Here is a 26,413-nt window from a genome sequence, read left to right on the forward strand (position 1 = left end):
ATGAGGGCTTCTCCCCCCGGGCCGAGGGGGGCGGGCCCGCCCCCGGAGTCCCCGGCACCGAGGCCGCCGCTCCGCCCCTTCGGGTGAGCAGACCCCAGGAGAAGCAGGAGGAGCCCGGGAAGGGCGCCGAGTCCGACGAGGTCGTCGTCCTCCTCGCGGATGACGGTGAGATCGGGGACGCGCGGCGGGAGGGGCGTCGCGAGGGGCCGGAAAACGAAGCGGAGAGCGACGCCGGGATGCCTGGCGCCGGCGGAGCCGAGGATGGCGGCGAGGCCGGAGAGCGGGCCCTGGCCGGCGACGGGGCTCAGCGCGACGCCGAGCCCGCCGAGATCGATGAGCAGGCTCCGCGGGAGGACGAGACCGATGAGACCGGCGAAGAGACCCAGCGCGACGGCGAGGCCGGCGCCGAGGTCCTGGACGGGGCCGGCGACGCGGACGGGAACGACGGGAACGAGAAGGCCGGAGGCGAGGAGGACGCGGGGTCGCCGGGCGACCGGATGCGGGAGACGCCGCTTCCCGAGGCCGTCTCCGAGGCCCTGAGCAGCGCGCTCACCGCCGTACGCACCGGTGTCACCGACCTCGGTTTCGGCCTGGACATCCCCGGGGCCGAGGAGGCCAGGCGGGTCCGGAGTGAGATCCTGGCTCAGCTCGACGACTACGTGATCCCCCGCGTCCACACGAGCACCGCGCCCGCCCTCGTCGTGGTCGCGGGCTCCACCGGCGCGGGCAAGTCCACTCTCCTCAACACGCTGGCCAACGCCAGGGTCAGCGCGACCGGCGTGCGCCGTCCGACGACCGGAACGCCTGTCCTGGCCTGCCACCCCGACGATCACGAGTGGTTCGCCAAGGGTGACCTGCTCGGTAGCCTCCGGCGGCTCAGCGAGCCCGACCCCGAGGCGGCCTCCGACGGCCTAGTGCTCGTCTCCACCGAGCGCCTACCTCCCGGTGTGGCACTGCTCGACACCCCCGACATCGACTCGGTGGTCGAGGAGCACCACGAGATCGCGCACCGCATGCTCGACGCGGCCGATCTGTGGATCTTCGTCACCACCGCCGCCCGCTACGCCGACGCCCCGGCCTGGCGGCTGCTCCGCCTGGCCAAGGAGCGCGGAGCCAAGCTGGCCATCGTGCTCTCCAGGGTGCCGCCCAAGTCCAGAGAGGTGATCACCAAGCACTTCGTCAGGATGCTCACCGAGTACGGTCTCGGCGAGGTCGACCGGTTCGTCGTCAACGAGGGCAAGGTCACCGACGGCATGCTCCCCGACCACGAGGTGAGCGAGCTGCGCCTCTGGCTGACCGAGCTGTCGGTTGACGAGCGGCGTCGCGAGCAGGCCGTGCGGGCCACCCTGGACGGGGTGCTGAACAGCTTCCGCACTCGTGTCCCCGCCCTGGCCAAGCAGCTGGAGATCCAGGTCGCCTTCCGCAGAGACCTCCGCGCCGACGTGGAGAGCGCCTATGCCCAGGCACTGGTCGAGATCGACGAGAGCACCGGCGACGGCTCGCTGCTCCAGGGTGAGGTCCTCGCCCGCTGGCAGGACTTCGCCGGTTCCGGCGATCTCATGCGTACCCTCCAGCTGCGCAAGCCCGGTCGTCTCGCGGGCAAGGCGAGCCATCAGGCACCCGAGCGGCTCAGCGCGCTGAGATCCGCGCTGCGGACGGGGTTGGAGTCGGTGGTCGTCTCGGCGGCGCAACGGGCCGCGGAGGAGGCCGCCTCGCGCTGGTCGAACCGTCCGGGCGCGCAGGAGGTCCTGGCGACGGCCGCCGAGCTCGGGCACGCGTCCGACGATCTCCCGCGCAGGGCCGGCCGGACCATCGCGGCCTGGCAGGAGCACATCACCGAGCTGATCCGCACCGAGGGGGTGACCAAGCGATCGGTGGCCAGGGTGATCTCGTTCGACGTCGAGTCCCTGTCGCTGATCCTGACCATCGGGCTGCTCGGTTACGGCGCCTCGGAGGCGCGGAACGGCGCCGGTGCGCTGCCGCAACGGCTGGTACACGCGCTGCTCGGCGCGGAGTCGCTGCGCAACATCGGGGTGAAGGCCCGAAGCGATCTCCGCGCCCGGATCGGCATGCTCTTCGACGACGAGACGGCGCGTTACATCCAGGCTCTCGATGGCGCCGGCATACCGGATGAATCCGCCGCCACCCGCCTTTACCAGGCAACGTACAACCTTGAGGTCGCCCGATGAGTGTTGGCACCACCCAGTCACGCCAAGGGCTCGGCAGCCGGCTCGCCGCGCTGGCTCGGATCGTGGAGCTGGGGCCGGGCAGGGTCGAGCCCAAGCTCCTCACCGATTCGGGGCAGCTGCTGCTGCGTGCCGGTGACAGGCTCAAGCTCTCCTCCGACCACACGGTGGTCGCGCTCGCGGGGGGCACGGGCAGCGGCAAGTCGACGCTGTTCAACTCGATCTCCGGCCTGGAGCTGTCGCCGACGGGAGTACGCCGCCCGACCACGGCCCGCACCCACGCCTGCGTCTGGGGCCTGGACGGCGCGGGCCCGCTGCTCGACTGGCTGCAGATCCAGTGGCGCCACCGCTTCGCGCGGGCCAGTGCCCTGGACCGCGGGGAGAGCCGACTGCACGGGCTGATCCTGCTCGACCTGCCCGACCACGACTCCATCCGGGCGCTGACCGACACCGAGGCCGACCGGCTGATCCAGGTCGCGGACCTCGTCGTGTGGGTGCTCGACCCGCAGAAGTACGCCGACGCCTCCACGCACCGGCGCTACGTGACCGACCTGGCCGGGCATGAGGCGGTGACGGTCTTCGTGCTCAACCAGTCCGACCGGCTCGACGAGGAGGAGCTGACCGAGTGCGTCGCGGACCTGGAGGACCTGCTGCACCGCGAGGGGGTCGAGCACCCCGTGGTCGTCACCACCTCGGCGATCACGGGTACGGGCGTGGACGACCTCAAGGCGGTCCTCGCCGAGACCGTGTCCAGGCGCAGGGCCGCCACCCAGCGCCTGGAGGCCGACCTCGACCGGCTGACGCTCCGCCTGGCGAAGGTCATGCCCGCCGACGGCACCCCGGCGTCGCCCTCCTCCATTGACGACGCCCGCCGGATCGGCCTCACCGACGCCCTCTGCGACGCGGCCGGAGTCCCCGCCGTCGGCGAGGCGATGGAGAACGTCTACGCCGCGAGGTCCGGTGAGTGGGTCGGCTGGCCCTACACCCGCTGGGCGGCCAAGCTTCGTCCTGATCCGCTGAACAGCCTGCGCCTGGGCGATCTGCGAGACGAGATCCGCGGCCTGACCGGTGGCTCGGTCAGCGCGCAGCCGGCCGAGGTGGACACCGCCGTCCACGCCCTGGCCGACGGCCTGACCTCCGGCATGCACGAGGCGTGGCAGAGCGGGATCAGGGACGCCGCGCGCTCCCGCTCGGCGCAGCTGCCCCAGGTGCTGTCGGAGGAGCTCTCAGAGGTCGCACCGCGCCTGGACAGGGTGCCCGGCTGGTGGCGGCTGCTTCTCGCCTGGCAGTACCTGCTGGTCCTGCTCTTCGTCGCGGGCCTCGCCTGGGTCGGTACGGCTCTGGTCTACGGCGTGTTCGGCACCGGGAAGCCGCCGGCGGGGCTGGAGGTGTTCGGCGACGCCGCCTCGCTGCCGTGGGTGGGGCTGATGATGCTCTCGGTACTCGGGCTCGGGTTGCTCACCGCGGTGGCCAGCCGCAACTTCATCGTGCTCGGCGCGGGCAACGAGCGTGACGCGCTGGAGCGCGAGATGCGCCGCAGGGTCGCCGGGCTCGCGGAGAGCATGGTGATCGAGCCGGTGGAGCGTGAGCTGACCCGCTACAACGAGTTCTACTCGGCCATGCGGAGCCTGCGAGGCTGATTCCCGGGGTTGTCCACAGCCTGGTCGAGTGTCCGGCGGTTGTCCCCAGAGCGCGATTCGGTGACTCGCGAGGGGTACGGCTCGGACCATCGTGTCTTTCACGCCGCCGGCACTCGGCCGGCTCTCATGGGAGGCACGATGAACGACATCTACGTCACGCTGACCGGTAACGTCGCGGCCACGCCGCGCCAGCACACCTTCCCCGACGGCTCCCGGGTCACCTCGCTCAAGATCGCCTCGACGAGTCGCTACTTCGATCGGGAGAACCAGCAGTGGCGCAACGGTGAGACGACCTACTTCGGAGTCCGCTGCTTCCGCGGGCTCGCCGACAACGTCGCCCAGTCGGTCCAGCTGGGCCAGCCCGTCGTCGTTCAGGGACGGTTGCGGATCCGCGAGTTCACCCACGAGGGTGAGCGCCGATTCATGCCCGAGGTGGAGGCCAACTCGCTCGGACACGACCTGCGCTGGGGGCTCGGGAGTTTCAGCAAGCCACAGCGCGGCGGCCCGGTCGCGGCCCTGGGCAGCGCGGAGCGGATCGAGCTCGATCGCGAGACGTCCGACTGGGCCATGAGCGGCGGTGCCCCCGTCGAGGCGGGGGCTCCCGGCGCCCTGCCCCCGCTGCGGGCCGGTCTCGACGACGAGCGGGTCGCGCCGGGCGGCGGGCCGGCCGAGGGGGGTGCGATTCACGGAGAGGCCGCAGAGGCCGCCTCGCGTGCGGTGGATCACGGCTCCGCCGGGGAGGAGCCGGCGATGGGAGAGGTCGTAACCAGGAGGAGGAAGGCGGCGAAGGGCACGACGAGGCGAGTGCAGGCGGTGGGTGCCGACGACCCGGCCGCGGGGGTCACCGGGGAGGAAACGGCCGGGGCCGTGCCGGGCGCGGTGAAGATCCACCCAGATGTGAGCGATGAGGCGCCCTGGCCGACACGGGAGCGCGTGGCGGCCTGAGCCGCCTCCCGTTGGGAGGCCCGGGCCGCGGGCCTCCCAACCCGATCGGCTGTTCGGAACCGGAGGGGTGGGTGGAGGAATCGTTCGAGGTGGACAGGGAGTCGAATTCGGGCAGGGGGATAGGCGCGGGTCCGCGCAGGGGAAGAACGCGGACAGCGGGATGGGGCGGATTCGAACACAAGACTTGGAACGGAAGATTCAGCGGAGAAGATTTCGGACGGGAGATGAGGACGGGCAGGCGTCCGGTGAAGTGCGGACTTCGCAGGGGCGGGATGTCTGACGGAAGTTCAAGGCCTCGCACGGTGATAGGGCCTGGTTCGGGCGGAGTGAGGGGGCATCGGCCGGACGCGGTCGGTGTCTCACCACGGAAGCGCGGGGACGCCGAGATAACCAGCCGATGGTCTTGCCCGTGTCAGATGCCCAGGACACCTGTTTAGGTCCAGGTCACGCCCCGCAGCATGGCTTGCTCCTTTCCCACACGGCCCGCTCGCGAGGGAGCGGTTTCCAAAACGTAGGTCAACCGGTGGGCTGGCCCACTCCGCCAAAGGTAGCGGTTCCCATCGCGCGTCGCACACTCCGCAACTATTGTGTTACACATCGTTAGTCGGAGAGGGGGACGACATGGCGGCTCCCAGCCACACCTCGGTCAAACCGCGCGACGGCATGACACCCTTGGCCGATCGCTGGCCCCTGCTTGGACAGCGTCGCCCGCTGGTCGGCTACCTCTGCGGGGTAGTAGCGCTGGATCTCGCCGCGATCGTGTTCTTCCTGGCATCCGGGGTCTTCCGCTGGTCCGATCTACTGACCTTCACAGCGCTGATGGCGTGTGGAGCCGTGTGCATCGAGGCGACCCGGAGGCTCGGCATGCCGGCCGGTGTCCACCGGGACCTGCTCTCCGCCTGGTGGCTGCCCGCCGCGCTGCTGCTCCCGCCGCTCTACGCGCTTCTGGCGCCCATTCCGCTCCAGTTCCTGCTGCAGAGGCGGGTGCGTGCGACGGTCGTCTACCGGCGGGTCTTCAGCTCGGCGGCGATCGGCCTGGCCGGATGTGCGGCCTCCCTGCTCTTCCATGCCGCGGTCGGTGACCTGAACGCGCTGACCAGGGGCGAGGGCGGGCCGATCCTGGTGGCCGTCGGCTGCGCGGTCCTGTTCACGGTGATCAACACCGCGTTGATCGCCATCGCGGCGCACACCGCCGATCCCGACAGCCGCTGGCGGGAGGTCCTGTGGAACCGGGAGAACCTGCTCCTCGACGTCGTCGAGCTCTGCCTCGGTGTCATCATCTCCATCACCTGCGGGCTCAATCCGGCTCTGCTGGTCCTGGCGCTGCCCCCGGTGGTGCTGCTCCAGCGCAGCCTGCTTCACGCCCAGCTTCAGGCCGCGGCCCGCACCGACCTCAAGACCGGCCTGCTGAACGCCGCGGCCTGGCAGCGAGAGGCCGACACCGAGATCGTCAGAGCGCGTCGCACAGGGGAGACACTCGCGCTTCTGATCGTCGACATCGACCACTTCAAGCGGGTCAACGACACCTATGGTCACCTGATCGGCGACCAGGTCCTCGTCGGGGTGGCCGACACCATCCGCAGCCAGCTGCGCGACTACGACGTGGTGGGCCGGTTCGGCGGTGAGGAGTTCGTCGTCCTGCTGCCCAGGGCCGACGTGACAGAGGCCCGCAGGGTTGCCGAGCGGCTGCGCTCCCGGGTGGGACGGATGGCGCTCCCGGCCGACGACAACATGATCACCGTGACCATCTCGGTCGGTGTCGCGATCATGAGTGTGCACGGGGACGACCTGATCGAACTGCTCGCCGCGGCCGACCTCGCCCTCTACCGTGCCAAGGAGCTCGGCCGCGACCGGATCTGCCTGTCGGCCACCATCGTGCCTCCGGCCCGCAGGCCCGGATCCGAGGCCGCCCCTAGATCGGCTTCTCAGCCCTGAAGGCCCGAGGTTCCTCGGAAGCACTGTTGAACTTTCCAGGCCCTAAACTAAAGGCATGCCGGAGTACATCTACACACTGCAGCGCGTGCGCAAGGCGCACGGCGACAAGGTCGTCCTCGACGACGTGACGCTGTCGTTCCTGCCGGGCGCCAAGATCGGTGTCCTGGGTCCCAACGGCACCGGAAAGTCGACGCTGCTGAAGATGATGGCGGGCCTGGAGCAGCCGTCCAACGGCGACGCCCGGCTCATGCCCGGCTTCACCGTCGGCATGCTCCAGCAGGAGCCCCCCCTCAACGAATCCAAGACCGTCCTCGGTAACGTCGAAGAGGGCGTCGCCGAGACCAAGGCGATGCTCGACCGCTTCAACGAGATCGCCGAGCTGATGGCCACCGACTACAGCGACGAGCTGCTCGACGAGATGGGCAAGCTCCAGGACGCCCTCGACCACCGCAACGGCTGGGATCTCGACAGCCAGCTGGAGCAGGCGATGGACGCCCTCCGCTGCCCCCCGCCGGACGCCGAGGTGACTCAGCTCTCCGGTGGAGAGCGCCGCCGGGTCGCCCTCTGCAAGCTGCTCCTGGAGCAGCCCGACCTGCTCCTGCTCGACGAGCCCACCAACCATCTCGACGCCGAGAGTGTCCAGTGGCTCGAGTCCCACCTGGAGAAGTACCCGGGCACCGTCCTGGCCGTCACCCACGACCGTTACTTCCTGGACAACGTGGCCAACTGGATCCTGGAGCTCGACCGCGGCCGTTGCCACGCGTACGAGGGAAACTACTCCACCTACCTGGAGGCCAAGACCGCGCGGCTCAGGCTCGAAGGTCAGAAGGACGCCAAGCGCAAGAAGCGCCTGGAGGAGGAGCTGGAGTGGGTCCGCTCCAACGCCAGGGCCCGCCAGACCAAGAGCCGGGCGCGCCTGCAGCGCTACGAGGAGATGGCCACCGAGGCCGACAAGTACCGCAAGCTCGACTTCGAGGAGATCCAGATCCCGCCGGGCCCGCGTCTGGGCACCACGGTGATCCGGGCCGAGAAGCTCACCAAGGGCTTCGAGGAGCGCGTCCTGATGGAGAGCCTCTCCTTCGACCTGCCGCGCAACGGCCTCGTCGGCATCATCGGTCCGAACGGTGTCGGCAAGACCACCCTGTTCCGGATGATCACCGGTAGCGAGACGCCGGACAGCGGTGAGATCGTCGTCGGTGACACCGTCAAGATCTCTTATGCCGACCAGAGCCGGGGCGGGATCGACCCGACGAAGAACGTCTGGGAGGTCGTCTCCGACGGGCTCGACTACATCAAGGTCGGCCAGGTCGAGATGCCGTCGCGCGCCTACATCGCCGCGTTCGGGTTCAAGGGCCCGGACCAGCAGAAGAAGGCGGGCATCCTGTCCGGCGGAGAGCGCAACCGGCTCAACCTGGCGCTCACCCTCAAGCAGGGCGGCAACGTGCTCCTGCTCGACGAGCCCACCAACGACCTCGACACCGAGACACTCTCCAGCCTGGAGAACGCGCTGCTGGAGTTCCCCGGCTGCGCGGTCATCACCTCGCACGACCGGTGGTTCCTGGACCGCATCGCGACCCACATCCTGGCCTGGGAAGAGGGCTCGAACTGGTTCTGGTTCGAGGGCAACTACGCCGACTACGAGAAGAACAAGATCGAGCGTCTGGGTGCCGACGCGGCCCGGCCGCACCGCGTCACCTATCGCAAGCTCACCCGCGACTGACCCCGGTTTCCGGGACGGGCAGGGGGCACCTGGCACGGGCCGTGTCAGGTGCTCTCCCGGTCGCGACCGAACGAGCCTCCGGGTGCCCCGCCGTACGACGGGCAGCGGGGGCTCGCTACGGTTCTGGGTGTGTTTGGACAGAGCGTCGCGGACGAGGTCGGCCATGGCCACCGACATGTGTTCCCCAGGACTGTCAGGTTCGCCGATATCGACTCGCTGGGTCATGTCAACAACGTGCGGTTCCTCGACTATCTGGAGGACGCGCGGATGGGGATGTTCCACATCGACCCCCATCACGAGGGGAACGCCCCTTTCGCCGGGCTGGTGATCGCCCGGCATGAGATCGACTACCGGCGCCCCCTCACCTTCCGTCCCGACCCGGTCCGGGTGGAGTCGTGGGTGACGGAGATCCGTCCGGTACGGTTCACCCTCGCGTACGAGATCCGCGACGATGACGAAATCTTCGTCAAGGCCCGCTCGGTGATCGTGGCCTATGACGTGGAGAGTGCCTCCCCCCGGCGGCTGAGCCAGGACGAGACCGCCTACCTGCGCAGGTTCGCGGCGGACTGAGGCCTTGTCCGGCCTCGGCAACCCGTACCCGGATCGACGGGCGGTGGACGCCCGTCCACCGCCCGCCGAAAGCCGTCAGACCTCGGGGGCGTACAGCCAGACCGCGCTGTCCGGCAGGAGCAGGTGGCCCTCCACCGGGGCGCTGCCGATCAGGACGCGGTCGTGCGGGGGCAGTCGCACCGGTTGGGAACCGCAATTGACGGCGCAGATCAGGGAACCCCGATTGAAGATGAGGGCCTCCTCGGCGCCCTCCTGCCAGCTGATCTCTTCGGGCAACGTGCCGCGGAGGTCGCGGCGGACCCGCAGGACCTCCTGGTAGAAGCTCAGCGTTGAGCCGGGGTCGTTCGACTGGCGCTCGGCGGAGAGCACGGCCCACTCGACGGGCTGGGGCAGCCAGGACCGTGTTCCATCGGGCGAGAAGCCGTACGGTTCGGCCATGCCGGACCAGGGGATGGGAACCCGGCAGCCGTCGCGGCCGGGCAGCTCTCCATTGGAACGGGCGAAGATGGGGTCCTGACGGGTCTGTGGGGGAAGATTCTTCACCTCGGGGAGGCCCAGTTCCTCCCCCTGGTAGAGATATGCGGAGCCCGGTAGGGCGAGCATGGCGAGCAGCGCCGCGCGGGCGCGGGCCAGGCCCGTGGTGGAGTTGGTCAGGCCGTCGCCGTACCGGGTCACATGGCGGACCACGTCGTGGTTGGAGAGCACCCAGGTGGGAGCGGTCACCGCGGCCAGTGTGTCATCGATGATCTTCTTGAACGCGGGCCCGGACCAGGGGGCCTCCAGCCAGGCGAAGTTGAAGCTCTGATGGAGCTCGTCGGGGCGGAGGTAGAGCGCGAGATCCTCGACGGAGTCGGTCCAGACCTCGCCGACCGCGACCCGCTCGCCGTCGTAGGAGTCGAGCACCTTGCGCCAGGCGCGGTAGACCTCGTGCACCTCGGGTCGTCCCCAGATCGGCGACTCGGCCTTGAACGCCTGATCCTGCGGCGGGGTGTCCGGCAGATCCTCGGCCTTGTACAGGCCCATCGCCACGTCGATCCTGAACCCGTCCACCCCCCGGTCGAGCCAGAACCGCAGCACGTCGAGGAACTCGGCGTGCACCTCGGGGTTGCGCCAGTTGAAGTCAGGTTGTTCCGCGGCGAAAAGGTGCAGGTACCACTGTCCGTCGGGGGTCCTGGTCCAGGCCGGGCCGCTGAAGGTCGACCGCCAGTTGTTGGGAGGCAGATCGCCGCCGTCACGGAAGATGTAGCGATCGCGTCCCTCACCGCGCAGCGCGGCCTGGAACCACTCGTGAGCCGAGGAGCTGTGGTTCGGGACGATGTCCACGATCACCCGGAGACCGAGCCGATGCGCCTCGGCGACGAGCTCGTCGAAGTCGGCGAGCGTGCCGAAGAGGGGGTCGACGTCACGGTAGTCGGCCACGTCGTAGCCGCCGTCGGCCATGGGGGAGCGGTAGAAGGGGGTCAGCCAGATCGCGTCCACACCGAGTTCGGCGAGGTACGGCAGGCGCTGCCGGATGCCGGGCAGATCGCCGACGCCGTCTCCGGAGGCGTCGGCGAAGCTGCGAACGTAGATCTCGTAGACGACGGCATCACGCCACCAGGGGGATTCCATATGCTGTGGACTGCCCCCGCTTGACGATGTTTATGCGTCAGGGGCGTTGATCATGCTGCTCGCCGCGTACACGAGATAGTCCCAGAGACGTTTCTCCAGGTCCTCGGGGAGCTTCAGGGAGAGCACCGCGTCGTGCATGTGCCTGAGCCAGGCGTCGTGCTCGACCGAGCGGATGACGAACGGGTTGTGCCGCATCCGCAGGCGCGGGTGGCCCCGCTGCGCGCTGTAGGTGTTGGGGCCGCCCCAGTACTGGATGAGGAACAGGCGCAGCCGCTCTTCGGCCCCGTCGAGGTCGTCTTCGGGATACAGCGGCCGTAGCACCGGATCGGCCGCCACTCCCTGGTAGAAGTGGTGCACGAGACGCCTGAAGGTCTCTTCGCCGCCGACGGCGTCGTAGAAGGATTGGGATTCCCCGGGGGTAACGGACACGGCTCCAGCCTAGTTGACGTCAGCCGGCGATCGGGATTTCGGCACGGTCGAGGGCGGCCTTGACCCGGACGCGGAGCTCGCGGGCGACCTCCGTCTGCCGGGAGGGGATGGTCTTGACGCTGATCCTGAACACGACGGCGGTGTCGGAGATCTGCTCGATACCCCAGACCTGTGGCTCCTCGACGATGACGGAGTCGCGGAAGGCGAGGTCGTTCCATATCTCGTCGGTGACCTGCTTGAGCAGGTCGCGGACCGCGGGGATGTCGGAGGCGTAGGCCACGGGCACGTCGACGGTGGCGCGAGACCAACCCTGGGACTCGTTGCCGACGCGGGTGATGGTGCCGTTACGGATGTACCAGACCCGGCCGTCGCCGTCACGCAGGCGGGTGATGCGCAGGGTGACGGCCTCCACGGTGCCGATCGCGGTGCCCGTGTCGATCACGTCGCCCACGCCGTACTGGTCCTCCAGGAGCATGAACATGCCCGCGATGAAGTCCTTGACGAGTTCCTGGGCGCCGAAGCCGACCGCCACGCCCAGAATGCCCACGCTGGTCAGCAGAGGGGCGATGGGGACGCCGATCCGCTCCAGGACGGTCAGTGCGGCGGTGCCCAGGATGATGATCGAGGCGACCGGCTTGAGCACGGAACCGATGGTCTCGGCCCGTTGTCTTCGCCGCTCGGCCACGATCGCGTCGAGGCCCTCCGGGGCCACCACCTCCCTGCCGCGCAGCCGCCCCGCCAGGGAGGCGCGCTCGGAGGATGCCTTCCGCACCACCCGGTTGATCAGCCGGTGTGCCACGTTGCGCAGAACCAGCGCGATGACCACGACCAGCGCGAGGGCGACCATGCCTGCGATCGCGGGAGCCGCCCAGCTCACGGGGACGATCATCTGCACGAAGTCGCAGATCACCCCTCCGCCGTTCCCGCATCCCTTTGTCAGACCCGCGCTCATGTCGAGAAGCTCCTCAACCACGAGTCCGGGGTCGGGGGTCGGGGTGACGCTGGGGGTCACGCTGGGAGTCAAACTGGGGGTGGGGCTGGGGACGGGCGTGGGGGAAAGCAGGAACACGGAGTGGATCCCTCTCGGATCGGATCGACGAGTCAGATGGGCGAGTCATGCGACTTACCCATATTGCCGATCGAACCGGCCTCCGTCACATCACGCCGGGGAAGACGGGGACATCCGGATCTGGGGCCGCGGAGGCGGACCCGGATGCCCCGGTGACGGGTGGCCCGGACGGGACACGCACCCGGAAGCGTGTCCCGTGCCGTTCCCGAGGGGGATCCCTCCGGTCACCGCCCGGACGAGAGACCAGGCGGCAGCCTTTGCCTTACGGCAGTTCGTGGGCTTCGGCTCGCGAGAGCCTCCGCGGTTTCACCGTTGGGAGTCCGCGCCTGTCCGGCCGGCGGTCCCTCATGGAGCGCGGCGCGGCCGGGCGGTCCGCTGATCCGGTTCGTGCGGACCGGTCCGGCCGGTCCGACGATTCGGAGCCGACGGGGTGACCAGCGTCCGAGGACGCTCCGCACCGGTCATCCCGTCGGCTCCGCCGGGCCGTGGTAGGTACGGCGCATCGGGCGGGTGAAGCCCTCCGCACCGCTCACCTCATTCCCCTACCGCGGCGAGTACGCGTGCGACCTTGGTCGCGGCACCGGCTGGGTCTTCCACCGTGTGCATCCGTTCACCCCAGGACCACCAGTAGTACCAATCCCGGTGGCTGGGGGTGGCGTGTGCTCGGCAGGTGACGTTCTCCGCGAGGCTGGTCGCCTTCGGGTTGATCACACGCACGAACGCACGACCGGAGTGGGTCCGCACCACACGGGCGTGCAGCCCGCGGCAGTCAAGCTCCGTCACCAGTCGTTCCAGGTGCCGGAAATCGTCTTCACCCACCTCGCCCCTCCTCGTGGTTTCGGTTTGCCGGCACCGAATCGTGTTCGCTCGATCACGCCTTCGGTGCTGCCCGCCAAAGATGACTCACGGCGGCCCTGTGGGTCAATTCAGGGAAAACCCAGTTCAGGGTGGGCGTTGTGCCAAGTAGGTTGAAAGAAACAGTCCGCCGGAGGACGATTCTTAGCCGATGGCTTTATTAGCGCGTTCCGGATGAGTCAAACGTGGTCCATCATTCTCGGTAGGCACAGTGCGACGAAGAGATCACAGTGTGTCAAGGGAGAGAGGACCGGTCGGGACTAAGTGTGCCAGCCAGCCCAGCTGGCCACGAGAGAGGGGCCGGTATGTCCGGCAGGCAGCACAGGGAGACAGAACTAGCACGGCAGGTCCGGGCCCGTGGCCTGGCCGCCGGGAAGTCCTCGGCGCAGATAGCCGAGGAAATCTACGAGAAATGCAATTCACAATTCGGGACTACACGGGTTAAAGGTCACCGCCTGGCACATGGTGTCGCCCTCGCGGACGTCATCGAACAGATACGGGCGCTGTTCGAACGCGACGGCAAGTCGGCCCCCGGCATCGGTGAGACGCTCCTGTCCGCGTACGAGAGCGGGCTGAAGCGGCCCGGTCCCGAGTATCTGCACTACCTGTGCTCCGCCTACCGAGTCGAGCCGGCCTCCCTCGGGTACGACGGCCCGTGCATCTGCGGTCACGGCCACAGGATGCCCAGTGTCGTCCGAGGCGATCTCCAGGACGGAAGACCCGACACATCCCCTGATCCGCGCGAGCTGCTGATCCAGCCGATCGGTTTGGACCTTTCCGCGGACGGGGGCGAGGAGGACGAGAACGTGTTACGGAGGACACTCTTACAACTCCTGGCCGGCAGCGGCATCGTGCTGGACGGACAGGTGCTTGGATCGGTGGAGAGCATCCGCAGAAGGATGGACGACACGCTGGTTTCGGCCACCGTCTCGCCCGCGATGCTCGACCAGTGGGAGGAAGCCACCATCGGCTTCGGCCGCCAGTACATGAACACCCCCCCGCTCAGGCTGCTGTGCGACGTGATGCTGGAGTTCAGCGCGGTGCGCAAGGCCATGGAACGGCGCCAGCCGGTCGACCTGCAGGAACGGTTGTGCCGCATGGCGGCCCAGCTGGCCGGCCTGAGCGGCATGATCATGGTCAATCTCGGCGACCACAGGCTCGCCCGATCCTTCTTCAGGACCGGCAGGACCGCCGCGGACGAGACCGGCGACCGCGCGCTGCGGGCGTGGGTCACGGCCAGGGAGGCTCTGGTCCCGCTCTACTACGGTGACCCGCGTGAGGCGCTCAACCTCGCGAAGAAGAGCCGGGACCTGGCAGGGCAGACGCCCTGCGCGGCCCAGGCCATGGCCCCGGTGGTCGAGGCCCGTGCACTGGCGATGATGTCGGGCGCGGGCAAGAAGGACGTGGTCGACCAGGCGAAGCGGGCGCTGTCCCGGGCCAGGGCGGCCTTCTCCCAGATGACCGCCGCGGACCAGGACGACGCGACCTTCGGTTACACCGAGCGCCAGCTCTACTTTCACCAGGGAGACGCCCTGGTCAAGCTCGGGCAGGCGATGGAGGCCGACCTCATCCTGGAACAGGCGCTCACCAAGTACGGCCCGACCGACTGGCTCGACCCGACCTTCATCAAGTTCGACCGTGCCCAGTGCAAGATCCTTGAGGGCGATGTGGACGAGGCGCTGGAGATCGCCCAGAGTACGATCTCGGGTCTCGACGAGGCGTGCAGGCCCGACATCCTCATGCAGCGCGCCCACGAGGTGGGCAGGCAGGCCGAGGTGAAGGCTCCCGGGCATCCCAAGCTCAAGGTCTACCTGGAATCGCTGCGCGGTCGCAGCGCGTGGACGGATGACGCGGTGGCCGACGGGGGTGGCAGTTGAGGCCGAGGCTTCGGCGTTATCGCTGGTCCGACATCGAATCCGTCTGGGCGCTCCACCAGATATGCCTCGCCCAGGTCGGTCTCGCGCCGGGAGACGGCGTCTACTACGAGGACGACTTCCCCAGGATCCACGAGATCTACCTCGCCGATCGGGGAGAGTTCCTCGTGGGTGAGACGCCTGACGGGCGTATTGTCACGATGGGTGGGCTCCGTCGTGTTGACGATCAGACCGCCGAGATGTGCCGCATGCGGGTTCATCCGGAGTTTCAGCGTCGCGGGTTCGGTGCCCAGATGGTCGTCGCGCTGGAGACGCGGGCGATTGAACTCGGCTACGTAAGGCTCCGTGGGGATACCACCCTGAGCCAGCCCGCGGCGATGGAGCTCTACCGCAAGTTCGGGTGGCGCGAGATCCGCAGGGAAGAGCGAGGGGGATCTGTGGTGGTTTATGGAGAAAAAGAGCTAATAGTCGCTATGTCCACACTAATGCAGTGACTCGAATTTAGACCGCTTTGCTATTTGGCATTGCCAATTTCGGAAATATCCGAATACTTGTTCTTCGTGGCTATCGCCGTCCTCGGGTGTGAGTGCGATGAAAAAGATCATTGTTCACAAATTTGGCGTCTCCAGGCTCGGTGGCATTGCCGGCGCCATCCACAAGGGGTGAGATTCTCCCCGCTCGGAAGAATCGTTCCCTGACGACCGCGGCCCTCGATCTTCGAGATCGAGGGCCGTGCCGCACGGGATTCCCGGGCGTGCTCGATGGCCGGCTCACCCCAGCCGGGTGACGCGGGAGACGACTTCCGGCAGGTCCGGGGGCTCCAGGTGGTCGGGGAGGTCGGCCATCTCCTCCGTTGAGAACCAGCCGGAGCCCAGGTAGGTGGTGTTCTCTTCGGCGCTGAACGACCCCGGGCCCACCTCGGGAGTGCTCTCGAACCTGGCCAGGTAGAACCGTTCGGTCTTGGCGTAGTGGACGCCGAGCCAGTGGAAATCACGACGTACCGGCACCCAGTGGTCCATGACCGCCTCGCCGGGCAGGCCCGTCTCCTCCGTCAGCTCCCGCCGTGCCGCGTCAAGGGGGGTCTCGCCCGGGTCAATGCCGCCGCCCGGCGGCTCCCACAGGCTCTGGCCGCTGACGGTGTCACGCCAGTGCATGAGAAGCACCCGGCCCAAGGAGTCCACACAGATCACCCGGGCGGCGGGCCGGTCGTTCGGCTGAGGGGCGTTCATGGATCAGGGACGCTATCACCGCCGGATCCGGGGCCGGGTGGCTCTCCGTACCTCCTGGCTCGCCGCGTGCCGGGCGACTGGGTGTGGCGCCGGGATTCGCTGTACTCTGCCCAGGTCAGGTGGAAGTACCTTACGATCCGACCTCTCCAGCTCAAGGGTGAAGGCATGAGTTCCAGGGCCGAGTTTGTGTTGACGCTGTCCTGCCCGGACCGTCCTGGCGTGGTGGCGGCGGTCTCCGGTCTCCTGGCCGGACGGGGCTGCAACATCATCGAGAGCCAGCAGTTCGGTGATGCCGTGACCGAGCGGTTCTTCATGCGGGTGCAGTTCGCCTCTCCGCTGCCCGACGGGGAGCTGCGCGAGGCCTTCGCGGCGCTCGCCCCCGAGTTCGGCATGGATTTCAAGCTGCGGGAGGCGTCCGTCAAGCCGCGCGTGCTGGTGATGGTCAGCAAGTTCGGCCACTGCCTGAACGACCTGCTCTACCGGATGCGTTCGGGTCTGCTCGACATCGAGATCGTCGCGGTCGTCTCCAACCACCCGGATCTGCGGCCGCTGACCCAGTCGTACGGCATCGACTACCACCACCTGCCGGTCACTCCCGAGACCAAGGCCAGGCAGGAGGCGGAGGTGCTGACCCTCGTCGATCACTACCGGGCCGACCTGGTGGTGCTCGCCCGCTACATGCAGGTGCTCTCCGAGGACCTCTGCGTCAAGCTCGCGGGCAACGTGATCAATATCCACCACTCGTTCCTGCCGTCGTTCAAGGGCGCCAAGCCCTACCACCAGGCGCACTCCCGCGGCGTGAAGCTGATCGGCGCGACCGCGCACTACGTGACCGCCGACCTCGACGAGGGGCCGATCATCGAGCAGGAGGTCGCCCGGGTCAACCACACCCACTCCGCGGACGACCTCGCCGCCATCGGCCGTGACGTCGAGTGCCAGGCCCTGGCCCGCGCCGTCCGCTGGCACACCGAGCAGCGCGTCCTGCTCGACGGCCACAAGACGATCGTCTTCCCCCGCTAGCGCGGTGACCGCGAGCCCTCGCCGGGTCGACGGCCACCCGGCCAGAGCACGCGCGAGCGAGGGGACTGCCGGGTTTACCCGGCAGGCGAATCGCCTCCTGCCATGGTTTCCGTGTTCGAAACGGTCAGGGCTTGGCCGTCGCCCCCTCGGCCGGGGGAGGCGGGAAACCGCTCCCATCGGGGAGCGGAGGAGTCACGGCTCGGGTTTCCGGGGGTTGACCCCGGTGGCGTCCTCGGGATGGGAGACGCCGTAGGGGCGTCCCTTCTTGCCGGTGCCGACCTTCTCGCGGCCCTTCTCGCCCTTGCGGGCGGCGATCTCCTCGGCGCCGCGCTGCTCGCCGGCGCCGACACCGCGGGCGGACCGGGCCTCGGTGTCGGTGGCGGGAACGCCCTCGCGTTCCTCGCCGGAGACCACGCGCCCGGGTCCCCTGTCGTCCGGCGGGCGTCCGAAGGCCAGGTTGCCGGATCGCACCACCTCCTCGCTCGCGTGGCTCACGCCGGAGGAGCGGCCGCGCTCCCTCGAGGTGTCCTTGTCCTGCCCGCCCGGGTGTTCGGGTTTGTTTTTCCTGCTCATGTCGTGAAACCTCATGGATTCGCTGGTGCTCAGCAGATTCTCGGTAGCGGGTCGCCGACCAGCAGGTCGACGATCCGGGTGCCCCCGAAGGAGGTCCTCAGCAGGACCAGCCCCGGTGGGTCGTCGTTGATCCGTCCGATGATCGCCGCCTCGGAGCCGAGCGGATGGGAGCGGAGAGCGGCCAGTGCCGCGTCGGCGAACTCTCCGGCCACCACCGCGACCATCCGGCCCTCGCAGGCGACGTAGAGCGGGTCGATCCCCAGCAACTCGCACGCCCCTCGCACCGCCGGGCGGACCGGTACGGCCTCCTCGTCGAGCACGACGGCGACCTGCGAGGCACCGGCTATCTCGTTGACGATCGTCGCCACCCCGCCGCGGGTCGCGTCGCGCAGGCACCGCACCGCGCCGTCCTCGCAGGCGTCCAGCAGCAGGTCGGTGAGGGCGTTGAGCGGTGCGGTGTCGGAGCGCAGGTCGGCTTCGATGTCGAGCCCTCCCCGGGCCAGCATCACGGTGATCCCGTGCTCGCCGATCGGCCCGGACACGATGACCGCGTCACCCGGCCGCGCGGCGGCGGCGCTCAGCCGGATGGGCCGCTCCAGCGTCCCGATGCCGGAGGTGGTCACGTAGCAGCCGTCGGCCTTGCCCCGCTGCACGACCTTGGTGTCGCCGGTGACGATCCACACACCCGCCGCCCGCGCCGCCTGGGCCATCGAGGCGGTGATGCGCCGCAGGTCGGCGACGGGGAAACCCTCTTCCAGGATGAATCCGGCCGACAGGTAGCGGGGGCGGGCCCCGCACATGGCCAGGTCGTTGACCGTGCCGTTCACCGCGAGGTCGCCGATGTCGCCCCCGGGGAAGAACAGCGGCGTCACCACGAACGAGTCGGTGGTGAAGGCGAGCCCGTCGGCGACCGCACCGTCCTCCAGGGGCTCCAGCATCGGGTTGCGGAACGATTCCAGGAACACCGCCTCGATCAGCGTGTGTGTGGCCTTGCCGCCCGCGCCGTGCGCCAGGGTGATGCGGTCCTCCCGGACGCGCGCCTTGCGGCGCCGCACCCGCTCGATCCGGTCCAGGACCTGCCGCTCCCGGTCGGATGTGTCCGGGCCGCCCGCCTCTCCCGTCCGTTCCAGGACCCGCTGTTCCCCGGTGTAACCCTCCCCGTCGTTCACCTCCGGGTCGCCTCCCTGACGCGCTCGCGCGAGAACCGGCCGAAGTTGTAGTACGCCGCGCAGGCGCCCTCGGACGAGACCATGCACGTGCCGATCGGTGTCTCCGGGGTGCACGCGGTGCCGAACACCTTGCACTCCCAGGGCTTGAGCACTCCCTTGAGCACCTCGCCGCACTGGCACGCCTTCGGGTCGGCCACCCGCCCGCCGGGGATCTGGAAGATCCGCTCGGCGTCGAAGGCGGCGTACCGTTCGGTGACCCTGAGGGCCGACTGGGAGATGAACCCCAGCCCGCGCCATTCAAAGTACGGTCGTAGCTCCATCACCTGGTTGATGACGTGCAGAGCCTTGGGGTTACCGTCCCACGGGACCACCCGGGAGTACTGGTTCTCCACCTCGGAGCGTCCCTCGGCCAGTTGCGCGAGGAGGCGGTAGACCGTGTGCAACAGGTCCAGCGGCTCGAAACCGGCCACCACCAAGGGCTTGCCGTAGCCACGTGAGATGAACCCGTACGGCCGGCAGCCGATCACGGTGGAGACGTGGCCGGGGCCGATGAACCCGTCCAGACGCAGGTCTGGGGAGTCCAGGATCGCCTTGATCGCGGGGATGATCGTCACGTGGTTGCAGAAGATCGAGAAGTTCTCGATCCCTTCGGCCTCGGCGCGCAGGACGGTCATCGCCGTCGAGGGCGCCGTGGTCTCGAACCCGATGGCCATGAAGACCACGCGCCTGCCGGGGTTCTGCCGGGCGATCTTCAGCGCGTCCAGCGGGGAGTAGACCAGCCGGATGTCGGCGCCCCGCGCCTTGGCGTCGAGGAAGGAGCCGTTCCCGCCGGGTACCCGCATCATGTCGCCGAACGACGTCATGATCACATCTGGCTGCTCGGCGATGTGGATGGCGTCGTCCATCCGTCCCATGGGGATGACGCAGACCGGGCAGCCGGGGCCGTGCACCAGCGTGACGGCCTCGGGCAGGTAGTCCTCCAGGCCGTGCTTGTAGATCGTGTGGGTGTGTCCGCCGCACACCTCCATGAACTTGTAGTCGCGGCCCGGCTCGCAGAGTGCGGCGATCCGCGCGGCGAGCATCCGGGCCTTCTCCGCGTCGCGGTACTCGTCGACGAAACGCATCAACCCTCACCCCTCTTCGATCATGGATTCTCGGAGGGCCGCGATCTCGTCCTCGTACGCCTGGCCGATGCTCTCCAGGAAGTCGAGCGCGGCCCTGGCCTCCACCTCGTCGATCTTCGACAGCGCGAACCCGACGTGGATGAGGATCCAGTCGCCGGGTACCACGAACTCGCCCTCCAGCAGGCCGATGTTGATGGCGCGCTTGACGCCGCTGACGTCGACCATGGCCAGATCAGGACGGTCGGACAGGATCTCCACGATCTCCCCGGGAATTCCCAGGCACATGAGCGGCCTCCGCCAGCTGGATGGATTCGAGGACGAGGTCGTCGCCGCCCTCGGTGTCGATATCGGTGCCGCCGCACCCCGCGCAGACGGCGAAGGGGTCGGCGGAGGTGGACGTGCTCCCGCAGGAGCGGCAGGTCATCCGCACCGGGACGATGACCAGGTCCACCTGGGCGCCCTCGGCCACGGAGCCGTCGGCGATCGCGGAGAACGCCTGGTTGATCACCGGTTCGGTGATGCGGAGCAGGGCACCCGCGTGCACTCGCGCCCGCCGTACCCTCCTGCCGTCCGCCCGTTTCTCCACAGCGGTGAGGATCGCCTCGGCGATCCCGAATTCGTGCACGGCTGTTCCCTCTCGTTCGAGCTCGGTGTGTCACATGCTGCGCATCCTCAGATAGCGCTTGATATCGGGAAGTGTCAGGTAGAGCAGTACGGCCGCTCCCGCCAGCACCGACCCGGCCAGAAGGCGTTTCAGCATGTTCGTTCCTCCTCGTGACCCGCGCTGGCGAGTGCCATCGCGATCTGTTGCCCGGCCAGTTCGACGACCAGGTCCGCCGCCCTGCCGACGGCCTCCGCGACCGGCGCGCTGAGCTCCATGCCCGGCGAGGTGTCGGCGGGCTGGCAGCCGACGAGCAGGACGCGGCCTGCTCCGCCACCGAGCGTGTTCACCAGCGACAGCACGGTCTCGGGTGTCATCGAGTGCGCGTCGGCGAAGGAACCCGGCCTCTCGCCCGCCGTCGGTTCGAGGACGTACAGGGTGCCGGGCGGGCCGTCGCGGGATACCGCGTCGATGAGGATCGTGCTGTCGTACCCGCCGCCGGTCAGCTCGTAGGCCAGGTGGATTCCCCGGATGCCGAAATCCCGCAGCTCGATCTCGTCGGGCAGGCCGATGTCCGCCAGGTGCCTGGCCACCGCGACCCCGAAGCCGTCGTCGCCGAGGAAGACGTTCCCCACACCGGCCACCAGGATCCTCATGCGCCGGCCTCCCCGTCGAGCGATCCCTCCGAGGCCGATCGGTGCTCGGCCGGCCCACCCGAGGCCGGCCCGCCCGGGGCCGAGCCGCCGGTGAGCGAGTCGTCCGGGAGCGGCTCGACCTCGTCGGGGGCGAAGTAGAGGAAGCGGCCGTGCGATCGGTGCAGGTCGGCGCCCGGGTCATCGTCGAGGGTGACGGCCAGGTGGTGAGCGCCGTCGAGATCGAGGAGCACCGCCTCGACGCGTGCGGTCCTGCCGGCCAGGAACATGTCGTGGGCGTCGGCGCGCCGCCTGCCGGGAACCAGCCGGACCCTGCTGCCCCTGGAGACGGCCACCCCGCAGACCGTCACGCTGTCGGTCTCCGGCGAGACCGTGGCATCGCCCGCGGGGTCCCACCAGGGCGTGGGAACCTCCGGCCGGTTCTGGAAGTCCCCCTCCTGCCACGCAGGCTCGCCGGGCCGCGGGTCCGTGGTCGCGTCCACCGAGCGGATCGCACCGTGCAGCCGCTCCACCAGCTCGGGCGGCATGCCGCTGACCATGTCGATGAGCTCGGCCACCCGGGGGTCGGTCGCCCGAGCCTCCCGCGTCTCCTCGTCGGTGAGGGTGAGCGTGCGGAGATGGAGCATCTCGTCGATCTCCGTGGAGTCGAACAGGGTGCCGGGGCTCTCCGGAGCGATGTCCGGGTGGTCGTAGAGGATGATCGGCGAGGAGAGCATCACGTCCCGGTGGCCGGGCTCGCCCACGAGTACGGGCCAGGTGTGCTCGTTGCGGCAGGTCTCCACGGCCGGCCGGGCCCATTCCGGCGGGTCGAGCAGGGAGACGAAGGCCCCGGCGGTCACCGCGATGAGCAGGTGCGCCGAGATCAGCGAGTGCCGCAGCGCCTGCTCGCGCGGCGCGCCCAGCGGTTTCCAGTCGTCGATGTTCGCCACCCGGGCGCGCAGCTTGACCAGCTCGTAGGGGCCGGGCACCAGTTCGGCGGAGACCTTGAGCTCGGCGTGGAGCGGCAGGTGTTCGGAGACGACGCGTCCCACCACCTCTCCGGACGATGCCACGATCGGCTCGATCACGCGGTCCCCGGGAATCCGTACCTCGATCACCCGCTCGGGGGCGTCGAGCAGGCCGGCGATGGGGAGCACCGTCTCCACCTCCCGCTCGGTCGCCTCGTCGAAGCTGAGGTAGGTCCGCTGGCCGTTCCGCAGCTGCTGGACCGGCCAGTAGCCGTCGTCCTCGGCGCGCTCGACGCTGCGCGTTCTGAGGTGGAGGAAGCGCAGGTTCAGGTGCGCCACGGCGTATGTGGCCCCCTCCAGGAGGCATTCGGTCACGCTGGCCGGGTGCTCGGCGGTCGCGGTGAACCCCGGCGGGACGAGCACCCCGAACTGCCAGCGCACCTGGTTCTTGGCCGCCGAGGCGCGGTAGGGATAGAGCAGGTAACCCTCGTACAGCACCGCGTCCGCCACCCGCCGGGCGATGTCCATCGGCACGCTCATCGTCGCGCCTCCTTGAGCAGTAGTTCCAGGGTCTCGTCCCAGGTGGCCAGGGCGCGGGTGGACTTGAAGCGGCTGAGTTCCCGAAGCGTGTCGCGCCGCAGCCGCAGCCACCCGGAATCCGGGAAGTAGTGGTCCATGAGCTCTCGCCACACCGCCACCGGCAGCCGGCGGCGGGCCTCGTGGTGCCAGGGCACCTGGCTCACCGAGAAGCCGCCCGGCGTCCTGGCGAACACGGTCCCGCTGAAGAGCATGAGCATCGGGATCTCGCCCTCGTCCAGCGCGGCGAAGTACCTGCCCGCGGCCACCTCCAGGTCGTAGCCGCAGGGCACCGGCAGGTCGACCTCGGTACTTCCGGTGAACGCCGGGACCATGACCGAGACGTTGGCGAACTGCAGGGGCTTCAGCGTGTCGCCCCACCGGGCCGGGTCACCGAACAGGTCGCCGAGCAGCTCCGCCTCGGCATCGCCGTAGCGCCTCAGATGCGGCTCCACCCGGATCTGGCAGCGGAGCGCGATGGTGTGCACCCCGTCGGGGGAGGGGTCGGTGACGCGCAGCCGGAAGACGAGCGTCGGGAAGGCGGCGTACGCCTCCGCCCGGACGCCCACGCAGTCGAACGCGAGCTCAGCCACGGTCGTCACAGCCACTTGGCCGAGAAGTACCGGACGCCTCGGGCGCGGGCGGTACGGTGCGACCGCGGCCGCGCAGGTCGGCGAAGAAGCCCTCCATGGCCTGCCGCGCCTCCTGGCCGCCGTCGAAGCCCTTCCAGTGCAACCGCACCAGGCCGACCAGCTCGTAGCAGGTGTCGATCGGCACCAGGTGGCAGGTGAAGCCGCCGTCGGGGCGGCGGTCCACCAGGAGCGCCTCCACATCGGGCTGGGCGTCGGCCATCGCCGGGTTGGCCATCAGGACGCGCTCCCACGTCTCCAGCGGCAGCAGCGACTCGGTGGCGCCCGCCGGGCTCGGGTAGAACGCGACCGTCCTGCCCAGTACGGAGTTGTGGAAGAAGAACGCCGTGCGGACCGGGATCTGCATCTCGTCCCAGTCGGCCGGGCTCAGCGGGAACCGCGGGTCGTGAAGGTAGCGTCGGGGGATGGCCCGGTAGCGTGCCCGGCCCCCCGTGCCGTGGCCGAACAGCAGGTGGCAGGCCCGGCAGGCGCACAGCAGTCCCCGGGTCTCGACGTTCACGACGTGGCCGTGGTCCTCGCCGGCAGGCTCCGCGCACAGCTCGCAGAGCGGCACCGGCGGACCGCCCCCGCTGGGCGGCTCGCGGAACCTGCGCAGCCCGGTGGCCGTCACGGCACCGGCCCCGAGACCGGTTCCGGCGCAGGCGTCCGCTCCGGCACCGGGCACGGGCCGGGCGCGCGGCGCTGGATCTGCAACAGTTCCGAGCGGTCGTCGGTCACCCCCTCGACCTCCACCCCGGACACCTCGGGAGCGGCCTGGCCGATGGCCCGCTCGATGGCGTCGGTCACGGTGAGCCGCGAGGACGGGCAGCCGTGGCAGGTGCCCTCCAGGCGGAGCCGCACGATCCCGTCCTCGCCCACGCCGAGCAGTTCCACGCCGCCCTCGTGCGACCCCAGATAGGGCCGTACGCCGTCCAGCGCCTCGCGAACGCGCTCGGCCGTGCTCAGCGGGTGCAGGTCGTGCAGCACCAGCAGGCCGGACACGAGCGGGTCGCCGACCAGGCGGCGCAGCACCTCGGCCGCCTCGGTCTCGGTGACGATCTCGACGACGCGCTCCAGACCGGCGCCGTACAGCTCGACGAGGGCCCGTACCAGGTCCTCGGCCTTGGCGCGGGTCACGGCGTCGCTCAGCGTGCCGAGGTCGGCGATCAGCGCCTCGACGCGATCGCCGGTCACCCGGATGTCATGGGCTTGCGGCATCTGCCCAGGCCCCCTTCCCGGTGCCGGGGAACGGTCGGCCCCCCGGCGGCCGCTGGATCAGGTGGTGTCGAAGGCGTGCGGGGTGTGCAGCCTGCGGAGCTCCTCGCCGCCGCCGAGGTACATGTGCACCCCGCACGGCAGGCACGGATCGAAGCTCCGCACGGTGCGCATGATGTCGATGCCCTTGAAGTCCGCGGGCGGGTTCTCCTCGAAGATCGGTGTGTTCTGCACCGCGTCCTCGTAGGGTCCCGGCGTGCCGTGTACGTCGCGGACGCTGGCGTTCCAGGGTGTCGGTGGATACGGGTGGTAGTTGGCGATCTTCCCGTCCCTGATCACCATGTGGTGGGACAGCAGGCCCCGCACGGCCTCGGTGAAGCCGCAGCTGATCGTCTCGTCGGGAACCGTGAACGGCGCCCAGGTCTGGGTGCGGCCCGCGCGCACCTCGGCCAGGCCCTGCTCGACGAAGTACAGCGCGCACGCCGCCGCGTAGGCCTGGAAGTAGGTGCGGGCCCGGTTGCGCTCCAGGGCGTTGGACAGCGGCTGGCCTTTGTACTCGGGGATCTTCCACTCGAACGTCTTCTCCGGTTTCAGCGCCGTCCGTGGCAGGTTGATCTCCACGCTGTGACCGGTGGACCTGACATAGCCGATGTCGACCTTGCCGGCCAGCGCCGTCGACCAGAGCCTGGCGATGGGCCCGCCGCCGGTGTCGAGTGCGAGCGTGTTCTCCCCGTCGAACCAGCGGGGCGACATGACCCAGCTGTACTTGTCGCTGAAGTCGCGTTTCTGTGGGTGCGGAATGGTGTGCTGGTTCCACGGGTGCCGGATGTCGACCGGGTTGCCCAGCGGGTCGTGGGTGACGAACGGCTCCTGCCCCTGCCAGTCGTCGTAGTAGGAGCTGCCCAGCAGGATCCGGATGCCGAGGTTGATGTCGACCAGGTCGTTGGTGACGAGCCTGCCGTCGACGATCACCCCCGGCGTGACGAACATCTCGCGACCCCAGTCGCTCATGTTGAGGTAGCTGTAGTCGCAGTGCGCGGGGTCCTGAAAGCTTCCCCAGCACCCCAGCAGCACGCGCCTGCGGCCGACCTCCTCGTAGCCGGGCAGCGCCTGGTAGAAGAAGTCGAACAGGTCGTCGTGCATGGGCACGACCCGCTTCATGAACTCCACGTAGCGCATCAGCCGGGTCAGGTAGTCGGTGAACAACTGCACCGTCGCGACCGTGCCGACCCCGCCGGGGTAGAGCGTGGAGGGGTGTACGTGCCTGCCCTCCATGAGGCAGAACATCTCCCGGGTGGTGCGGCTCACCGCCAGCGCCTCGCGGTAGAACTCGCCCTCCAGCGGGTTCAGCGAGCGCATGATGTCGGCGATGGTCTTGTAACCGTGATCGCCCGCGTGCGGTGCCTCGGTGCGCTCGGCCATCGCCAGCACGCCGGGGTTGGTCTCGCGGACCATCTTCTCGCAGTAGTCGACCCCCACCAGGTTCTCCTGGTAGATGTTGTGGTCGAACATGTACTCGGCGGCCTCGCCGAGGTTGACGATCCACTCGCCCAGGGCCGGGGGCCGCACCCCGTAGGCCATGTTCTGCGCGTAGACCGAGCAGGTCGCGTGGTTGTCGCCGCAGATCCCGCAGATGCGGCTGGTGATGAAGTGGGCGTCGCGCGGGTCCTTGCCCTTCATGAAGATGCTGTAGCCGCGGAAGATCGACGAGGTGCTGTAGCACTCGGCGACCTGCCGGTTCTTGAAATCGATCTTGCAGTAGATGCCGAGGCTCCCGACGATCCTGGTGATGGGGTCCCAGGCCATCTCCACGAGTTCCGGGTTCTGCTCCGATGTCGTCATG

At 69.1% G+C, this 26,413-nt stretch carries 26 protein-coding genes; 9 read left to right on the forward strand and 17 right to left on the reverse strand.

Annotated features, from left to right (window positions below):
• Positions 1-83 precede the first annotated feature (83 nt).
• The 6 genes from ABT061_RS23765 to ABT061_RS23790 all read left to right on the forward strand — a co-directional run bounded on the left by ABT061_RS23765 (position 84) and on the right by ABT061_RS23790 (position 8,996).
• Complete coding sequence (locus ABT061_RS23765) at positions 84-2,189, forward strand: dynamin family protein (RefSeq protein ID WP_350921541.1); 2,106 nt, start codon at positions 84-86, stop codon at positions 2,187-2,189.
• Entirely contained in the window at positions 2,186-3,826 is a 1,641-nt protein-coding gene (locus ABT061_RS23770) for a GTP-binding protein (protein WP_350921544.1), read from the forward strand. The genes ABT061_RS23765 and ABT061_RS23770 overlap by 4 nt, the downstream gene beginning before the upstream one ends.
• A 138-nt stretch (positions 3,827-3,964) precedes the next feature.
• Complete coding sequence (locus ABT061_RS23775; RefSeq protein ID WP_350921546.1) at positions 3,965-4,771, forward strand: single-stranded DNA-binding protein; 807 nt, start codon at positions 3,965-3,967, stop codon at positions 4,769-4,771.
• 621 nt (positions 4,772-5,392) lie between these two features.
• The gene (locus ABT061_RS23780) at positions 5,393-6,706 is read left to right on the forward strand and encodes a GGDEF domain-containing protein (protein ID WP_350921548.1); all 1,314 of its coding nucleotides are present in this window, start codon (positions 5,393-5,395) and stop codon (positions 6,704-6,706) included.
• Between the two features lie 55 nt (positions 6,707-6,761).
• On the forward strand, positions 6,762-8,426 hold the full coding sequence (gene ettA / locus ABT061_RS23785) for an energy-dependent translational throttle protein EttA (protein WP_350921551.1): 1,665 nt from the start codon (positions 6,762-6,764) through the stop codon (positions 8,424-8,426).
• A gap of 129 nt (positions 8,427-8,555) precedes the next feature.
• Positions 8,556-8,996, forward strand: a complete 441-nt coding sequence (locus ABT061_RS23790; protein WP_350921553.1) for an acyl-CoA thioesterase — start codon at positions 8,556-8,558, stop codon at positions 8,994-8,996.
• Positions 8,997-9,071: 75 nt separating this feature from the next.
• Here the strand turns inward: ABT061_RS23790 and ABT061_RS23795 are convergent, their stop codons facing one another.
• The 4 genes from ABT061_RS23795 to ABT061_RS23810 all read right to left on the reverse strand — a co-directional run bounded on the left by ABT061_RS23795 (position 9,072) and on the right by ABT061_RS23810 (position 12,924).
• On the reverse strand, positions 9,072-10,607 hold the full coding sequence (locus ABT061_RS23795) for a glycoside hydrolase family 13 protein (protein ID WP_350921556.1): 1,536 nt from the start codon (positions 10,605-10,607) through the stop codon (positions 9,072-9,074).
• A gap of 30 nt (positions 10,608-10,637) precedes the next feature.
• On the reverse strand, positions 10,638-11,036 hold the full coding sequence (locus ABT061_RS23800) for a globin (protein ID WP_350921557.1): 399 nt from the start codon (positions 11,034-11,036) through the stop codon (positions 10,638-10,640).
• 19 nt (positions 11,037-11,055) lie between these two features.
• Positions 11,056-12,048, reverse strand: coding sequence for a mechanosensitive ion channel family protein (locus tag ABT061_RS23805; protein WP_350921559.1), 993 nt, complete (start codon positions 12,046-12,048; stop codon positions 11,056-11,058).
• A 591-nt stretch (positions 12,049-12,639) separates the two neighbouring features.
• Positions 12,640-12,924: a hypothetical protein gene (locus ABT061_RS23810; protein WP_350921562.1), complete on the reverse strand. Its 285-nt coding sequence runs from the start codon at positions 12,922-12,924 to the stop codon at positions 12,640-12,642.
• Between the two features lie 341 nt (positions 12,925-13,265).
• Here ABT061_RS23810 and ABT061_RS23815 point away from each other — a divergent pair, with 341 nt between their 5' ends.
• Both ABT061_RS23815 and ABT061_RS23820 read left to right on the forward strand, forming a co-directional pair.
• Complete coding sequence (locus ABT061_RS23815; protein ID WP_350921564.1) at positions 13,266-14,837, forward strand: NsdA family TPR-like regulatory protein; 1,572 nt, start codon at positions 13,266-13,268, stop codon at positions 14,835-14,837.
• The gene (locus ABT061_RS23820) at positions 14,834-15,328 is read left to right on the forward strand and encodes a GNAT family N-acetyltransferase (protein WP_350921566.1); all 495 of its coding nucleotides are present in this window, start codon (positions 14,834-14,836) and stop codon (positions 15,326-15,328) included. The genes ABT061_RS23815 and ABT061_RS23820 overlap by 4 nt, the downstream gene beginning before the upstream one ends.
• A gap of 276 nt (positions 15,329-15,604) precedes the next feature.
• Here the strand turns inward: ABT061_RS23820 and ABT061_RS23825 are convergent, their stop codons facing one another.
• Positions 15,605-16,063 carry an NUDIX hydrolase gene (locus ABT061_RS23825; RefSeq protein WP_350921569.1) on the reverse strand — a complete coding sequence of 153 codons (459 nt, stop codon included), beginning with the start codon at positions 16,061-16,063 and terminating at the stop codon, positions 15,605-15,607.
• A 165-nt stretch (positions 16,064-16,228) separates the two neighbouring features.
• Here ABT061_RS23825 and purU point away from each other — a divergent pair, with 165 nt between their 5' ends.
• Positions 16,229-17,083, forward strand: coding sequence for a formyltetrahydrofolate deformylase (gene purU, locus ABT061_RS23830; protein WP_350921571.1), 855 nt, complete (start codon positions 16,229-16,231; stop codon positions 17,081-17,083).
• Between the two features lie 192 nt (positions 17,084-17,275).
• Here the strand turns inward: purU and ABT061_RS23835 are convergent, their stop codons facing one another.
• From ABT061_RS23835 to ABT061_RS23885, 12 genes are read right to left on the reverse strand one after another with little or no spacing between them, the layout of a single operon-like run.
• A complete protein-coding gene (locus ABT061_RS23835) occupies positions 17,276-17,656 on the reverse strand; it encodes a hypothetical protein (protein ID WP_350921574.1) in 381 nt (126 codons plus the stop codon).
• Between the two features lie 29 nt (positions 17,657-17,685).
• A complete protein-coding gene (hypE, locus tag ABT061_RS23840) occupies positions 17,686-18,825 on the reverse strand; it encodes a hydrogenase expression/formation protein HypE (RefSeq protein ID WP_350921576.1) in 1,140 nt (379 codons plus the stop codon).
• Complete coding sequence (gene hypD / locus ABT061_RS23845; RefSeq protein ID WP_350921578.1) at positions 18,822-19,949, reverse strand: hydrogenase formation protein HypD; 1,128 nt, start codon at positions 19,947-19,949, stop codon at positions 18,822-18,824. Before hypD ends, hypE begins: the two co-directional genes overlap by 4 nt.
• A 6-nt stretch (positions 19,950-19,955) precedes the next feature.
• The gene (locus ABT061_RS23850; RefSeq protein WP_350921581.1) at positions 19,956-20,207 is read right to left on the reverse strand and encodes a HypC/HybG/HupF family hydrogenase formation chaperone; all 252 of its coding nucleotides are present in this window, start codon (positions 20,205-20,207) and stop codon (positions 19,956-19,958) included.
• On the reverse strand, positions 20,182-20,574 hold the full coding sequence (locus ABT061_RS23855; RefSeq protein WP_350921583.1) for a hydrogenase maturation nickel metallochaperone HypA/HybF: 393 nt from the start codon (positions 20,572-20,574) through the stop codon (positions 20,182-20,184). The genes ABT061_RS23850 and ABT061_RS23855 overlap by 26 nt, the downstream gene beginning before the upstream one ends.
• Before the next feature lie 30 nt (positions 20,575-20,604).
• On the reverse strand, positions 20,605-20,709 hold the full coding sequence (locus tag ABT061_RS48395; protein ID WP_451955767.1) for a DUF6893 family small protein: 105 nt from the start codon (positions 20,707-20,709) through the stop codon (positions 20,605-20,607).
• Positions 20,703-21,206: a hydrogenase maturation protease gene (locus tag ABT061_RS23860; protein WP_350921585.1), complete on the reverse strand. Its 504-nt coding sequence runs from the start codon at positions 21,204-21,206 to the stop codon at positions 20,703-20,705. Before ABT061_RS23860 ends, ABT061_RS48395 begins: the two co-directional genes overlap by 7 nt.
• On the reverse strand, positions 21,203-22,690 hold the full coding sequence (locus ABT061_RS23865; protein WP_350921588.1) for a hypothetical protein: 1,488 nt from the start codon (positions 22,688-22,690) through the stop codon (positions 21,203-21,205). The genes ABT061_RS23860 and ABT061_RS23865 overlap by 4 nt, the downstream gene beginning before the upstream one ends.
• Positions 22,687-23,319, reverse strand: coding sequence for a DUF6084 family protein (locus ABT061_RS23870; protein ID WP_350921590.1), 633 nt, complete (start codon positions 23,317-23,319; stop codon positions 22,687-22,689). Before ABT061_RS23870 ends, ABT061_RS23865 begins: the two co-directional genes overlap by 4 nt.
• Complete coding sequence (locus ABT061_RS23875; RefSeq protein WP_350921592.1) at positions 23,312-23,986, reverse strand: DUF5947 family protein; 675 nt, start codon at positions 23,984-23,986, stop codon at positions 23,312-23,314. The genes ABT061_RS23870 and ABT061_RS23875 overlap by 8 nt, the downstream gene beginning before the upstream one ends.
• Entirely contained in the window at positions 23,983-24,573 is a 591-nt protein-coding gene (locus ABT061_RS23880) for a NifU family protein (RefSeq protein WP_350921595.1), read from the reverse strand. The genes ABT061_RS23875 and ABT061_RS23880 overlap by 4 nt, the downstream gene beginning before the upstream one ends.
• Positions 24,574-24,630: 57 nt before the next feature.
• Complete coding sequence (locus ABT061_RS23885) at positions 24,631-26,412, reverse strand: nickel-dependent hydrogenase large subunit (protein ID WP_350921597.1); 1,782 nt, start codon at positions 26,410-26,412, stop codon at positions 24,631-24,633.
• Position 26,413 lies beyond the last annotated feature (1 nt).

Source organism: Streptosporangium sp. NPDC002544, from assembly GCF_040295965.1.
GTDB lineage: Bacteria > Actinomycetota > Actinomycetes > Streptosporangiales > Streptosporangiaceae > Streptosporangium.

What these genes read in the sequence shown, in the direction of transcription:
- hypD (WP_350921578.1), bottom strand. Translation starts at nt 19,949, where the DNA reads ATGCGTTTCGTCGACGAGTACCGCGACGCGGAGAAGGCCCGGATGCTC.
- ABT061_RS23835 (WP_350921574.1), bottom strand. Translation starts at nt 17,656, where the DNA reads ATGAGCAGGAAAAACAAACCCGAACACCCGGGCGGGCAGGACAAGGAC.
- ABT061_RS23865 (WP_350921588.1), bottom strand. Translation starts at nt 22,690, where the DNA reads ATGAGCGTGCCGATGGACATCGCCCGGCGGGTGGCGGACGCGGTGCTG.
- ABT061_RS23860 (WP_350921585.1), bottom strand. Translation starts at nt 21,206, where the DNA reads ATGAGGATCCTGGTGGCCGGTGTGGGGAACGTCTTCCTCGGCGACGAC.
- ABT061_RS23825 (WP_350921569.1), bottom strand. Translation starts at nt 16,063, where the DNA reads ATGAACGCCCCTCAGCCGAACGACCGGCCCGCCGCCCGGGTGATCTGT.
- ABT061_RS23775 (WP_350921546.1), top strand. Translation starts at nt 3,965, where the DNA reads ATGAACGACATCTACGTCACGCTGACCGGTAACGTCGCGGCCACGCCG.
- ettA (WP_350921551.1), top strand. Translation starts at nt 6,762, where the DNA reads ATGCCGGAGTACATCTACACACTGCAGCGCGTGCGCAAGGCGCACGGC.
- ABT061_RS23780 (WP_350921548.1), top strand. Translation starts at nt 5,393, where the DNA reads ATGGCGGCTCCCAGCCACACCTCGGTCAAACCGCGCGACGGCATGACA.
- ABT061_RS23795 (WP_350921556.1), bottom strand. Translation starts at nt 10,607, where the DNA reads ATGGAATCCCCCTGGTGGCGTGATGCCGTCGTCTACGAGATCTACGTT.
- ABT061_RS48395 (WP_451955767.1), bottom strand. Translation starts at nt 20,709, where the DNA reads ATGCTGAAACGCCTTCTGGCCGGGTCGGTGCTGGCGGGAGCGGCCGTA.
- ABT061_RS23885 (WP_350921597.1), bottom strand. Translation starts at nt 26,412, where the DNA reads ATGACGACATCGGAGCAGAACCCGGAACTCGTGGAGATGGCCTGGGAC.
- ABT061_RS23770 (WP_350921544.1), top strand. Translation starts at nt 2,186, where the DNA reads ATGAGTGTTGGCACCACCCAGTCACGCCAAGGGCTCGGCAGCCGGCTC.
- ABT061_RS23880 (WP_350921595.1), bottom strand. Translation starts at nt 24,573, where the DNA reads ATGCCGCAAGCCCATGACATCCGGGTGACCGGCGATCGCGTCGAGGCG.
- ABT061_RS23815 (WP_350921564.1), top strand. Translation starts at nt 13,266, where the DNA reads ATGTCCGGCAGGCAGCACAGGGAGACAGAACTAGCACGGCAGGTCCGG.
- purU (WP_350921571.1), top strand. Translation starts at nt 16,229, where the DNA reads ATGAGTTCCAGGGCCGAGTTTGTGTTGACGCTGTCCTGCCCGGACCGT.